The organism is Streptomyces sp. R-07 (assembly GCF_049913175.1).
In the GTDB taxonomy this organism is placed as follows: Bacteria; Actinomycetota; Actinomycetes; order Streptomycetales; family Streptomycetaceae; genus Streptomyces.
This window is the reverse complement of the sequence record NZ_CP183978.1, coordinates 4214947-4227010: the sequence shown is the minus strand read 5'-3', so window position 1 is coordinate 4227010 and position 12064 is coordinate 4214947. Positions and strand designations below refer to the sequence as shown.

General features: G+C 70.4%; 11 protein-coding genes and 4 tRNA genes. 8 read left to right on the top strand and 7 right to left on the bottom strand.

The features are described from left to right. Window positions 1-41: 41 nt before the first annotated feature. Entirely contained in the window at window positions 42-593 is a 552-nt protein-coding gene (locus tag ACN9M0_RS19285) for a hypothetical protein (RefSeq protein WP_426403944.1), read from the bottom strand. Window positions 594-896: 303 nt separating this feature from the next. Continuing rightward, window positions 897-1247, bottom strand: coding sequence for a metallopeptidase family protein (locus ACN9M0_RS19280; protein WP_030496497.1), 351 nt, complete (start codon window positions 1245-1247; stop codon window positions 897-899). 104 nt (window positions 1248-1351) lie between these two features. On the opposite strand from ACN9M0_RS19280, the gene ACN9M0_RS19275 reads away from it, so the two are divergent. From ACN9M0_RS19275 to ACN9M0_RS19265, 3 genes are all read left to right on the top strand, one after another. Continuing rightward, window positions 1352-1424: transfer RNA gene (locus tag ACN9M0_RS19275), tRNA-Glu, on the top strand. A gap of 40 nt (window positions 1425-1464) precedes the next feature. Continuing rightward, window positions 1465-1538, top strand: a tRNA-Asp gene (locus tag ACN9M0_RS19270). Between the two features lie 22 nt (window positions 1539-1560). Further along, a tRNA-Phe gene (locus ACN9M0_RS19265) sits at window positions 1561-1634 on the top strand. 98 nt (window positions 1635-1732) lie between these two features. On the opposite strand, the gene ACN9M0_RS19260 is transcribed toward ACN9M0_RS19265, so the two are convergent. The 3 genes from ACN9M0_RS19260 to ACN9M0_RS19250 form a co-directional block, all read right to left on the bottom strand. Next, the gene (locus ACN9M0_RS19260; RefSeq protein ID WP_366037459.1) at window positions 1733-2566 is read right to left on the bottom strand and encodes a cytochrome c biogenesis CcdA family protein; all 834 of its coding nucleotides are present in this window, start codon (window positions 2564-2566) and stop codon (window positions 1733-1735) included. Continuing rightward, window positions 2563-3288, bottom strand: a complete 726-nt coding sequence (locus ACN9M0_RS19255; protein WP_366037460.1) for a DsbA family protein — start codon at window positions 3286-3288, stop codon at window positions 2563-2565. The genes ACN9M0_RS19260 and ACN9M0_RS19255 overlap by 4 nt, the downstream gene beginning before the upstream one ends. A gap of 65 nt (window positions 3289-3353) precedes the next feature. Continuing rightward, window positions 3354-3710: a hypothetical protein gene (locus ACN9M0_RS19250; protein ID WP_366037461.1), complete on the bottom strand. Its 357-nt coding sequence runs from the start codon at window positions 3708-3710 to the stop codon at window positions 3354-3356. 124 nt (window positions 3711-3834) lie between these two features. On the opposite strand from ACN9M0_RS19250, the gene hrpA reads away from it, so the two are divergent. From hrpA to ACN9M0_RS19235, 3 genes are all read left to right on the top strand, one after another. Then, window positions 3835-7773: an ATP-dependent RNA helicase HrpA gene (gene hrpA, locus ACN9M0_RS19245; protein WP_366037462.1), complete on the top strand. Its 3939-nt coding sequence runs from the start codon at window positions 3835-3837 to the stop codon at window positions 7771-7773. Window positions 7774-7871: 98 nt separating this feature from the next. Beyond that, window positions 7872-7945, top strand: a tRNA-Asp gene (locus ACN9M0_RS19240). A 125-nt stretch (window positions 7946-8070) separates the two neighbouring features. After that, window positions 8071-8298: a DUF6274 family protein gene (locus ACN9M0_RS19235; protein ID WP_426403943.1), complete on the top strand. Its 228-nt coding sequence runs from the start codon at window positions 8071-8073 to the stop codon at window positions 8296-8298. Between the two features lie 331 nt (window positions 8299-8629). On the opposite strand, the gene bldC is transcribed toward ACN9M0_RS19235, so the two are convergent. Together bldC and ACN9M0_RS19225 are read right to left on the bottom strand one after the other, a co-directional pair. Then, window positions 8630-8836, bottom strand: a complete 207-nt coding sequence (bldC, locus tag ACN9M0_RS19230) for a developmental transcriptional regulator BldC (protein WP_003949541.1) — start codon at window positions 8834-8836, stop codon at window positions 8630-8632. A 560-nt stretch (window positions 8837-9396) separates the two neighbouring features. Next, the gene (locus ACN9M0_RS19225) at window positions 9397-10257 is read right to left on the bottom strand and encodes a hypothetical protein (RefSeq protein ID WP_366037464.1); all 861 of its coding nucleotides are present in this window, start codon (window positions 10255-10257) and stop codon (window positions 9397-9399) included. Window positions 10258-10413: 156 nt separating this feature from the next. Here ACN9M0_RS19225 and ACN9M0_RS19220 point away from each other — a divergent pair, with 156 nt between their 5' ends. Both ACN9M0_RS19220 and ACN9M0_RS19215 read left to right on the top strand, forming a co-directional pair. Then, window positions 10414-11505, top strand: a complete 1092-nt coding sequence (locus ACN9M0_RS19220) for a Leu/Phe/Val dehydrogenase (RefSeq protein ID WP_366037465.1) — start codon at window positions 10414-10416, stop codon at window positions 11503-11505. Between the two features lie 291 nt (window positions 11506-11796). Beyond that, window positions 11797-12051, top strand: coding sequence for a DUF3073 domain-containing protein (locus ACN9M0_RS19215; RefSeq protein WP_366037467.1), 255 nt, complete (start codon window positions 11797-11799; stop codon window positions 12049-12051). Window positions 12052-12064 lie beyond the last annotated feature (13 nt).

The window sequence follows — 12064 nt, the reverse complement described above, 5'->3', positions numbered from 1 at the left end:
ACCATACGCACTCCCCCTCACCTATGGCAAACCGGACTACGTCACACCGGTCCGACCTGCGGCGACGCCGTCGGCTCCGGGGGCGCTCCCGGCCCGTCCGCCGCCCGCATCGCGCCCATCTGGGTGTCGGTGCCGGAGCTCGGCGGATCGGTGGGGTTCGAGGTCGGTTCCGGGGTCGGTTCGGGGGTCGGGTTCGAGGTCGGCTCCGGCGTCGGCTCGGGGCTCGGCGGGGTCGGCTCGGGCGTGGGGGTGGACCCGCCGCCGTCCGGGCCTCCGGCGCCTCCGCCGATGCCACCGTTCCCGCCTCCGCCGTCTCCGCTGCCGCCGGCCCCGCCGCCACCGCCCGGGCCGCCGCCCGGATCCTCGTGGCCGCCGCCGGCGGGCTGCGGCTTCGAGGGCCCTCCGGAGCCGCCGGCGCCCTCCACCGGCAGCACCGCGCCCGGCGAGGGCTTCGCCGTGCCCGACGGGGAGCCGCTCGGGACCGGGGACTCCTTGCCCCCGCCGGCCGGGGCCGGTCCGCCCTTGCCCGGCCGGCCGTTCCACGACCCGCCGCCCCCGCCCTGGCCCCCGCCGGCGTCGGTCTCGGACGCCACGCCCTGCTTCCCCCCGGATGCGCCGGGCGCCGGCTTCGCCCCCTCGTCGCTCACACTCATACAGCCGCTCAGACCGGCACAGGCGGCGACGGCCAGCGCGGTGGCGGCCCATCTCACCGGGGTGGGCAAATGGCGCACGGGGGCACCTCCAGGGACACAACAGGCAGGAACGGAACGCATCGCACTGCCCAACTCCCCAGGCACCACAAGGACACGGCCCCCGCACAGCGACCCGATCCGGCCACCGCCCGCCCGGCTCGCCCCCGTCTCAGGCCCGGCTCGCCCCCGACCGGACCGCCCGGCTCAGCCGTAGCCGAGCGCGTGCAGCCGTTCGTCGTCGATGCCGAAGTGGTGGGCGATCTCGTGCACGACGGTGATCTCGGTCTCCGCGACCACGTCCTCGCGCGACTCGCACATCCGCAGCGTCGGCCCCCGGTAGATCGTGATCCGGTCGGGCAGCACCCCGGCGTACCACTCGCCGCGCTCGGTCAGCGGCGTCCCCTCGTAGAGCCCGAGCAGTTCGGGATCGTCCGGGGAGGGTTCGTCCTCCACGAACACGGCGACGTTGTCCATCAGCCGCGTCAGCTCCGGCGGGATCCGGTCCAAGGCCTCGGCGACAAGCTCCTCGAACTCCTCGCGCGTCATCTCCAGCACGGGCCCATTCTCCCCCCGCCGGAAACCGTTTTGGCGATAGCGGCCGGCATCCCATATGCTTCTCACGTCCCCGACGCGCTGAGAAGCGCGCAGGTGAGCCTCTAGCCCTCATCGTCTAGTGGCCCAGGACGCCGCCCTTTCAAGGCGGTAGCACGGGTTCGAATCCCGTTGGGGGCACGCAGTACCGTGTGCGAGACTAGTGATCGCGCACAAGCTTGGCTCTGTGGAGCAGTTGGTTAGCTCGCCACCCTGTCAAGGTGGAGGTCGCGGGTTCAAGTCCCGTCAGAGTCGCTGAAGCTGGAAACAGCTTCGTGGCTGGGTAGCTCAGTTGGTACGAGCGATCGCCTGAAAAGCGATAGGTCGCCGGTTCGACCCCGGCCCCAGCCACAAAGAGAAGGCCCCGTTCGAGAGAACGGGGCCTTTTTCGTGCGCCTGAGAAGAAGCGGCGGTACGGGGGAGGGGCCCGCGCCCCTCCCCCGTACGGCTCAGACCTCCTCGCGCCGCCGCCCCTTACGGCCCCGCACCGCGAGTCCCACCGCCACCACGGCCACCACCGCGACGAGCAGCGCCCAGTCCGGGACCGAGCGGCCCAGCGCGGCGACGCGCTCCTCCACGGCGAAGGAATCGTCCACGGACAGCAGGCCAGGCAGCGCGGTCGTCCCGTCGAAGACCAGGAACAGGGTGCCGAGGGCGATGAAGAAGAGGCCCGAGAGCAGCGAGGTGGAGTGGAACTCGAAACGCCCCGCCCGGAGCGGCCGGCCGCGCAGCCAGCGCCGCCGGCCCAGGTCGTACCGGTCCCAGAGCAGCGCCAGGACGAACAGCGGGACGGCCATGCCGAGCGCGTACACGGCGAGGAGCAGTCCGCCGTAGGCCGGGCTGCCGCTCAGCGCCGCCACCGTCAGGACGCTGCCCAGGATCGGGCCCGCGCAGAAGCCGGCGAGGCCGTAGACCAGGCCGAGGGCGTAGACGGAGAGCGCCGACGTGGGCCGGATCCGGCCGCTCGCCTCGGCGATCCGGCGGGAGGTGAAGCCGAGGCCGAGGATCTGGAGGACGCCGAGCCCGATGATCAGCCAGCCCCCGGCGGTGACCAGCAGGTCCCGGTGGCCGTAGAAGAACCGGCCCGCGAGGGAGCCGGCCGCGCCGAGCGGGACGAGCGTCGTCGCCAGGCCCGCATAGAGGATGCCGGTCCTGGCCACCAGCTTCGCGCGCGTGTCGATCGAGTACGCGAAGAAGGCGGGAAGGAGCAGGGCGCTGCACGGGCTGAGCAGGGCGAGGAGGCCGCCGAGGAAGGCGGCGAAATAGCCGATGCCGGAGGTCACCGCCGACCGGCCTTCGCCGTCTTCGCCGCCGCCTCGATGGCCTCCGTGAAGGTCTCCAGCGGCTGGGCGCCGGCGATCGGGCGGCCGTTGATCAGGAAGGACGGGGTGGAGGTGGCGCCGAGCGCGTACCCCTGCTCCTGGTCCTTGCTGACGGCCTCGCGTGCGGCCGTCCCTTCCGTGTCCTTCGCGAAGCGGGCCGCGTCGGGGACGCCGGCCTCCTTCGCGAGGGCGGCGAGCCGGTCCTTGCCGAAGCCCTTCTCCTTGGCGCCCTCGGCGTAGGCGGCCTTGTGGAACTCCCAGAAGCGGCCCTGCTGTCCGGCCGCCCAGGAGGCGCGGGCGGCGGCCTCCGACTCCTCGCCGAAGATCGGGAAGTTCCGCCACTCGATGCGCAGGGTGCCGTCGTCGACGTACTTCTTCACCAGGGCGGGCTCGGTGTCCCGGGCGAACTTCCCGCAGTAGCCGCACTTGAAGTCGGCGTACTCGATGAGCACGACGGGCGCGTCGGCGCGGCCGAGGGCGAGCTTGTCGGAGGCGTCGCGGCGGGCGTACGCCTCCAGTTCGGCGTAGACGCCGGCGGACGGGTCGGCCGAGACGTCGGCGACGGACGAGGAGCCGGAGGCACCGGGGGACGAGGGCTTGGTGGCGGTGTACGAGACGACGCCGAGCAGCACGGCGGCGGCCGCCACCCCGGAGACGATCATGATCGGCTTGGACTTGGACATGCGGAAGCGCTCCTGGACGGATGAGACGGAACGGAGGGGAAGGACGGCGGAGGACGGCCGTCCGCCTACACCCTCAGGACCGACAGCTCCATGGGAGACGGTGCCGCGCGTGCGGGTGGCTCCCGGCCCGGTGACGCGGCCGGGCCGCCCGGGTCCGGCTGCCGGACCCCGCACGGCGCCCGGTCGGCGGCCAGCGCCGGCAGCAGCTCGGCGAAGCCGTGCGCACGCGGCGGTACGACGGGACCCGCGGCCCCCTCGTCGGCGGCATGGCCCGGATCACAGCCGGGCACGGCGGCGCCCACGACGACCGGGGCCGAGCCCGGAGCCGTACCGACAGGAGCGGAGGCGCCACAGACCAGGAGACCGAGCACCAGACCCAGCAGCGCGGTGAACGCCACCGCCGCGCGGGGGGTGCAGAACATGCGAAACCTCTCCGGTCCGGTCGGCGTGCCCGAAATAGTACGCACCTCTCCCGCCCGGCCCCGGGGAGGCCGCTCGTAAATCGGTTCGCCGCTTCTCGTCCGCAGGTGCGATCCTGGATCCCGTATGTCTACTTCCTTCGCCGCCCTCCAGTCCGTCCTGGCCGAGGTCTCGCTGCGGGACTCCCACCGGCTCGGCCGCCGTCTCGAAGGCGCCCGCCGCATCCGCAAGCCCGAGGCCCGCGAGGCCGTCCTGGACGAGATCGCCGCCGAGGCGGCCAAGGCCAAGGAGCGCGTCGACGGGCGCGCCTCCCGCGTGCCCGCGGTCACGTACCCCGAGCAGCTGCCCGTCTCGCAGAAGAAGGACGAGATCCTGGAGGCGATACGCGACCACCAGGTCGTGATCGTCGCCGGTGAGACGGGCTCCGGAAAGACCACCCAGATCCCGAAGATCTGCCTGGAGCTGGGCCGGGGCGTCCGGGGCATGATCGGGCACACCCAGCCCCGCCGGATCGCCGCCCGCACGGTCGCCGACCGCGTGGCGGAGGAGCTGAGGACCCCGCTGGGCGAGGCCGTCGGCTGGAAGGTCCGCTTCACCGACCAGGTGAACCCCGACGCGACCTTCGTGAAGCTGATGACGGACGGCATCCTGCTCGCCGAGATCCAGACGGACCGCGAGCTGCGCGCCTACGACACGATCATCATCGACGAGGCCCACGAGCGGTCCCTCAACATCGACTTCCTGCTCGGCTATCTGGCCCAGCTGCTGCCGAAGCGCCCCGACCTCAAGGTCGTGATCACCTCCGCGACGATCGACCCCGAGCGCTTCTCGCGCCACTTCGGAGACGCGCCGATCGTCGAGGTCTCCGGCCGTACGTATCCGGTCGAGGTCCGCTACCGCCCGCTCCTCGAAGAGGACGGCGAGGAGGCCGACCGGGACCAGATCACCGCGATCTGCGAAGCCGTCGACGAACTCCAGAAGGAAGGACCGGGCGACGTCCTGGTCTTCCTCTCCGGCGAGCGGGAGATCCGCGACACCGCCGACGCGCTCCTCAAGCGGAACCTCCGCAACACCGAGGTCCTCCCCCTCTACGCCCGGCTCTCCCACGCCGAGCAGCACCGGGTCTTCCAGGCGCACTCCGGCCGCCGGATCGTCCTCGCGACGAACGTCGCCGAGACCTCCCTGACCGTCCCCGGCATCAAGTACGTGATCGACCCGGGCACCGCCCGCATCTCCCGCTACTCGCACCGGACCAAGGTGCAGCGCCTGCCGATCGAGCCGGTCAGCCAGGCCAGCGCCAACCAGCGCAAGGGCCGCTGCGGCCGTACGTCCGACGGCATCTGCATCCGGCTGTACTCGGAGGACGACTTCCTCACCCGGCCGGAGTTCACGGACGCCGAGATCCTCCGTACGAACCTGGCCTCCGTCATCCTCCAGATGACCGCGGCCGGCCTCGGCGACATCGAGAAGTTCCCCTTCATCGACCCGCCGGACCACCGCAACATCCGGGACGGCGTGCAGCTCCTCCAGGAGCTCGGCGCGATCGACCCGGCGGAGAAGGACCCGAAGAAGCGGCTCACGCAGCAGGGCCGGAAGCTCGCCCAGCTGCCCGTCGACCCCCGCCTGGCCCGGATGGTCCTGGAGGCCGACCGGAACGGCTGTGTCCGCGAGGTCATGGTGATCGCGGCGGCGCTCTCCATCCAGGACCCGCGCGAGCGGCCCTCCGAGAAGCAGGCGCAGGCCGATCAGCAGCACGCCCGCTTCAAGGACGAGACCAGCGACTTCCTCGCGTACCTGAACCTGTGGCGGTACGTCCGCGAGCAGCAGAAGGAGCGCGGATCGTCCTCCTTCCGCCGGATGTGCAAGCAGGAGTACCTGAACTTCCTGCGCATCCGCGAGTGGCAGGACATCTACGCCCAGCTGCGGACGGTCGCCAAGCAGATGGGCATCCACCTCAACGAGGAGGACGCGCCCGAGCAGTCCGTCCACGTGTCGCTCCTCGCCGGTCTCCTCAGCCACATCGGCATGAAGGACATCAAGGACGGCGCGAAGAACGACTACCTGGGCGCCCGCAGCGCCAAGTTCGCGATCTTCCCCGGCTCCGCGCTCTTCAAGAAGCCCCCGCGGTTCGTCATGTCCGCCGAGCTGGTGGAGACCTCGCGGCTCTGGGCCCGGGTCAACGCGCGCGTGGAGCCCGAGTGGATCGAGCCGCTCGCGCAGCACCTGGTGAAGAAGACGTACAGCGAGCCGCACTGGGAGAAGGACCAGGCGGCCGTGATGGCCTTCGAGAAGGTGACGCTGTACGGCGTCCCGATCATCGCCGACCGCAAGGTGAACTACGGGCGGATCGACCCGGAGGTCTCCCGCGACCTGTTCATCAGGAACGCGCTCGTCGAGGGCGACTGGCGCACCCACCACAAGTTCTTCGCGGACAACCGCAAGCTCCTCACCGAGGTCGAGGAGCTGGAGCACCGCGCCCGGCGCCGGGACATCCTCGTCGACGACGAGACGCTCTTCGACTTCTACGACAAGCGCGTCCCCGAACACGTCGTGTCCGGCGCCCACTTCGACTCCTGGTGGAAGCACAAGCGCCACGAGGAGCCGGAGTTCCTCGACTTCGAGCGCGAGATGCTCATCAACGAGAAGGCGGGGGCGGTCACCAAGGACGACTACCCGGACTCCTGGCGCCAGGGCGCGCTGAAGTTCCGGGTGACGTACCAGTTCGAGCCGGGCGCGGACGCGGACGGCGTGACCGTCCACGTGCCGCTCCAGGTGCTGAACCAGGTGACGGACGACGGCTTCGAGTGGCAGATCCCGGGTCTGCGCGGGGAGGTCGTCACCGAGCTGATCCGCTCCCTGCCGAAGCCGATCCGCCGCCACTACGTCCCGGCGCCGAACTTCGCGACCCGCTTCCTGGACGCGGTCGTGCCCGTCCAGGAGCCACTGGCGGGCGCGCTCGCCCGTGAGCTCCAGCGCATGGTCGGCGTCCCGGTCACGGCCGAGGACTTCGACTGGGCGAAGGTCCCCGAGCACCTCAAGGTGACCTTCCGGATCGTCGACGAGCGGCGCCGGAAGCTCGCCGAGGACAAGGACCTGGAGACGCTGCGCCTCAAGCTGCGCCCCAAGGCCCGTCAGGCGCTCTCCAAGGCCGCCGCGGCGGCGACGGGCGGCCCGGACGGCTCCGGGCCCTCCCTGGAGCGCACGGGCCTCAAGGACTGGACGATCGGCACCCTGACGAAGGTCTTCGAGACCAAGCGGGGCGGGCAGCCGGTCAAGGCCTTCCCGGCGCTCGTGGACGAGGGCGACAGCGTGGCCGTGCGGCTCTTCGACACGGAGGCCGAGCAGGCGCAGGCGATGTGGCGGGGCACCCGGAAGCTGATCATGCTGAACATCCCGGTGAACCCGGCGAAGTTCGCCTCGGACAAGCTGACCAACCAGCAGAAGCTGGCCCTGTCGTCGAACCCGCACGGCTCGATCCAGGCCCTCTTCGACGACTGCGCCACCGCCGCCGCCGACAGGCTGATCGCGGACCACGGCGGCCCGGCCTGGGACGAGGAGTCCTTCCGGAAGCTGTACGACAAGGTCCGCGCGGACCTCGTCGACACGACCGTACGGACGGTGGGCCAGGTCCAGCAGATCCTCGCGGCCTGGCAGGCGTGCGAGCGCCGGCTGAAGTCGACGAACAGCCTGGCCCTGATCAACAACCTGACCGACGTGCGCGCGCAGCTCGCCTGGCTGATGCCGGCGGGCTTCGTCACCCGTACGGGCCTGAAGCGGCTCCCGGACCTGATGCGCTACCTGGTGGCGGTCGACCGGCGGCTCCAGCAGATGCCCAGCGGGGTCCAGCGGGACACCACCCGGATGGAGAAGGTCCAGGAGATGCAGGACGAGTACGCCTGGCTCCTCGAACAGCTCCCGAAGGGCCGCCCGGTGCCGGCCGAGGTCACCGACATCCGCTGGATGATCGAGGAGCTGCGGGTGAGCTACTTCGCGCACGCGCTCGGGACGGCGTACCCGGTCTCGGACAAGCGGATCGTGAAGGCGATCGACGCGGCGGCCCCGTAGGGACCGGTGCGCGGGACCTCGCCGCCGGTGAGTTCGACCAGACCCCCTGACCTGCTGTACAGTCTTGCTCGCAGCCGCTTACGAGGGGCTGCGAGCAAGGCTCTGTGGAGCAGTTGGTTAGCTCGCCACCCTGTCAAGGTGGAGGTCGCGGGTTCAAGTCCCGTCAGAGTCGCTTTCACGAAGGCCCGCATCGCGAGATGCGGGCCTTCGTTGCGTTCCCGTGTCTTGACGGGGCCGCGCGCCCGCCGGTACCCCGGACTTCAGGGAATCGGGGGCCCACACCGGAGGTGGTCGCGCATGGCCGCGGCGTCCGCAGCACGGCACGACACCGGAGCACTGCTGCGCGCCCATCTGGCGGCCGCGTCGCGGTACGGACACCTCACCCGCCACTGCGCGGTCTGCCATCGCCTCCTGCGGCTCGCCATGGAGCTCCCGGAGCCGGAGGAGCTGACGGAGCCGACGGAGCCCACGGAGGCGACGGAGACGGTGGAGCGCACTGAGGACGAAAGTCCCACCGACCCATGACCAACGGCGGGTTGGGAGCGATGCCGGAGGTGGCAGGCTGTTCCTTGGCAAGGCTTCTCCAGTGTGACGGGTGTCACTGAAACCGTTTCAGAAACCCCTGCACTTACACCCTCCCTACACTGCCGGGATTTAATATGTGCAATTGCACCACCCTGGAGAGAGTGTGGCGCCGGGCACAAAAAAGATCGCGCTGGACCCGGCGGAGTCCAGCGCGATCGTTGACGAAGACCTGTTGGGGCAGGAGTCCGTCGGCAGTACTAGGGGTGGGCGACCGGATTGGGGGATCCGGACGGGCCCGGTGTTACGGGGTGTTGCAGGGTGTTGCGCGACCTCAGGCCTCGCTGCGCTGCTGCGGAATACCCGCCAGCAGCGCGCGAACCTCGGCCTCGCGGTACCGGCGGTGTCCACCCAGGGTGCGGATGGACGTGAGCTTCCCGGCCTTCGCCCAACGGGTCACCGTCTTCGGGTCCACGCGGAACATCGTGGCAACCTCGGCAGGGGTCAGCAGCGGCTCGGCATCAGGGGTGCGAGCGGTCATGAGCGGCCTCCTCGGGAGAACCGAACCAATCTCGGTTCTTTCCTCTAAATTCTGCACCTTGACCCGCCATGCCCGAAATGGCAGAAGCGGGTCGAGTCGGTTATAGGACGAACGGCTTGTCCTCGGCACTACAACTACACCATCCGTCCAGCCGCGTCGGCCAAACCGATGGAATTGCCCTCGCAGGTGTTCATCAGCGGCGGAAGTCGACTGACCATGCCATAACGGACAGTCACGCCACTGTGACGATCAGTCACAGAGCGATCAGGAGTCCTCAGACCCCCCATAGAGTGCAATGCTGAGCGTTCCGCCCGAACTTGGGCGGAAGGAACCCTCCCCGGACTCCTTGTCCTATTTTGGCACGAGGGTGGGTGATGGGCGCAAGGGTGCGTTACGTGCTGTCCGTCACGCTTGAGCCAAAGGCCCGGATCGGGACCAACGTCCCCACCCGGCCGGTGCGAAAGACCCGGCCACCGGAAACCGGCCACCACCTTGAAGATCATTTACACCCGTCGGACATGTCTTGTCGATACCGACCTGACGAACTTGTCCGACTGGTGTCAATTCGCGAACCGCAGGTCCCTCACCGTCCGCCAGCGCTCCGCGAGCCGGCCGTACACCTCGCTCGCCGTCTCGCCGTCCCCGTCCCGCAGCGCGGCGATCCCCTCCGCCAGCTGGGCCGCCGACCGGTCCTCCGCCAGCCACCGGGCCGGCACCGCGTGCACCAGACCCCCGAAGTCCAGCTCCACCAGCGCCCGCGGATGGAACTCCTCCAGCCAGCGCCCCACCTCGATCAGACCCTCCGTCATCGGACCGTCGTCGATCGACTCCCGCAGCGCCTTCAGCGCCCGCGCGAGGCGCCGCCGCGCCTGCGCCATCGTCGTCCGGTAGCGCAGCACCGGCGCCCGGCCCGCCTCCGTGGTTCCGGGCTCCCCCGGCTCGTACTCCCGGTCCTCGTCCCCGAAGAGCGCGAACCAGCGCAGCGGCACGTGCCAGACCCCCGTACGGATCCACGGCCGGGCGTCGGGGTTCCGGCTCAGCCACCGCTCATAGTCGCCGGCCACCTGAACGCGCACCACCGGCGGCAGCATCGCGTCGAGCACCGCCGCCGGGTACCCGTCGGCCGCCAGCTCCTCCAGGGCCAGCCAGCCGCGCAGCCGGGTCCGCCACGGACAGATCACCACCACCCCGTCCAGGTGCGCGACGAAGGCCTCCCCGCTCTCGTGGACCGGCACCGGCACCGGGGGCGTCGGCAGCAGGTCCGCGAGCGAGCGGCGCAGCTCCTCCTGCGCCCCCGGGGTGCGCGGCCGGCGCGCGTACCGGGCCCAGTGGGACCGCTCCGGCTCGGGGAACGCGGCCAGCGGCTCGTACACCCGCAGATAGGACGCGTAGGGAACGGGGACCGTGGAGGCGACCGACATGTCGCAAATCCTTCCACGGAGGTACTCCTGGAGGGGGTGATCCTGAGCACTGCGGCCGATCTACGCCCAGGTAGGACTTACTCTCTTGCCGAACTGGTCCTCCCCCACCCGCAGGGAGGGCCGCAAACCGCCGCTTCGTACTTGGGAGTCACCACCGTGACCGATGTGACCGGCGTTCCTGCTGACGTACTCCACACCCTGTTCCACTCGGAGCAGGGTGGCCACGAGCAAGTCGTGCTCTGCCAGGACCGCGCCTCCGGCCTCAAGGCCGTCATCGCCCTCCACTCCACCGCCCTGGGCCCCGCCCTCGGCGGCACCCGTTTCTACCCGTACGCCACGGAGGCCGAGGCGATCGCCGACGCGCTCAACCTGGCCCGCGGCATGTCGTACAAGAACGCCATGGCCGGCCTGGACCACGGCGGCGGCAAGGCCGTCATCATCGGCGACCCGGAGACGATCAAGACGGAGGAGCTGCTCCTCGCCTACGGTCGCTTCGTCGCCTCCCTCGGCGGCCGGTACGTCACGGCCTGCGACGTCGGCACCTACGTCGCCGACATGGACGTCGTCGCCCGCGAGAACAAGTGGACCACCGGCCGCTCCCCCGAGAACGGCGGCGCCGGCGACTCCTCCGTCCTCACCGCCTTCGGCGTCTTCCAGGGCATGCGCGCCTCCGCGCAGACCGTGTGGGGCGACCCGACCCTGCGCGGCCGCAAGGTCGGCGTCGCGGGCGTCGGCAAGGTCGGCCACTACCTCGTCGAGCACCTCCTGGAGGACGGCGCCGAGGTCGTGATCACCGATGTGCGCGAGGAGTCGGTGCGCCGGATCACCGACAAGCACCCGCAGGTCACCGTGGTCGCCGACACCGACGCCCTGATCCGCGTCGAGGGCCTGGACATCTACGCCCCCTGCGCGCTCGGCGGCGCCCTGAACGACGAGACCGTGCCGGTCCTCACCGCGAAGATCGTCTGCGGCGCGGCCAACAACCAGCTCGCCCACCCCGGCGTCGAGAAGGACCTCGCGGACCGCGGCATCCTCTACGCGCCCGACTACGTGGTCAACGCCGGTGGCGTGATCCAGGTCGCCGACGAGCTGCACGGCTTCGACTTCGACCGCTGCAAGGCGAAGGCGACGAAGATCTTCGACACCACCCTGGAGATCTTCGCACGTGCGAAGGCCGACGGCATTCCGCCGGCCGCGGCGGCCGACCGGATCGCCGAGCAGCGCATGGCGGACGCCCGCCGCGGCTGAGCCGCGCGCCCGTTCGCACGGAGGGCCGACCCGCCGCCGGGGAGACTTCGCTCACGCCCCTCGGCGGGTCGGCACTCCAGAAGAGGTTAAAATCGCGATTGACCAGCGAGGAAAGGGCACCTCGAAGGTTCTGTACCGGGGTATGTGATGCGCGCGGCGTACCGTAGACCCACGGAAACAGGTACCGTTGAAGCCCTACGGACCGGTCTCTCTGTCGAGAGTCCGTTCCGAATCATGAACGCGTGTCAAGACTCTGGGGCCGACGAGCCCCGTCACCGAGGGGGTCGAGCCATGGGGCGCGGCCGGGCAAAGGCCAAGCAGACCAAGGTCGCCCGCCAGCTGAAGTACAGCAGCGGCGGGACAGACCTGACGCGTCTGGCCAATGAGCTGGGCGCTTCGACTTCGAACCAGCCGCCGAATGGCGAGCCGTTCGAGGACGACGACGAGGAAGACGACCCGTACGCCCAGTACGCGGATCTCTATAACGAGGACGACGAGGACGAGGACGACCAGTCCGGTCCTGGCGCGTCCCCGCGTCGCGCTTGACCTTCTGAATCAC

What these genes read in the sequence shown, in the direction of transcription:
- ACN9M0_RS19255 (WP_366037460.1), bottom strand. Translation starts at nt 3,288, where the DNA reads ATGTCCAAGTCCAAGCCGATCATGATCGTCTCCGGGGTGGCGGCCGCC.
- ACN9M0_RS19250 (WP_366037461.1), bottom strand. Translation starts at nt 3,710, where the DNA reads ATGTTCTGCACCCCCCGCGCGGCGGTGGCGTTCACCGCGCTGCTGGGT.
- hrpA (WP_366037462.1), top strand. Translation starts at nt 3,835, where the DNA reads ATGTCTACTTCCTTCGCCGCCCTCCAGTCCGTCCTGGCCGAGGTCTCG.
- ACN9M0_RS19235 (WP_426403943.1), top strand. Translation starts at nt 8,071, where the DNA reads ATGGCCGCGGCGTCCGCAGCACGGCACGACACCGGAGCACTGCTGCGC.
- bldC (WP_003949541.1), bottom strand. Translation starts at nt 8,836, where the DNA reads ATGACCGCTCGCACCCCTGATGCCGAGCCGCTGCTGACCCCTGCCGAG.
- ACN9M0_RS19225 (WP_366037464.1), bottom strand. Translation starts at nt 10,257, where the DNA reads ATGTCGGTCGCCTCCACGGTCCCCGTTCCCTACGCGTCCTATCTGCGG.
- ACN9M0_RS19215 (WP_366037467.1), top strand. Translation starts at nt 11,797, where the DNA reads ATGGGGCGCGGCCGGGCAAAGGCCAAGCAGACCAAGGTCGCCCGCCAG.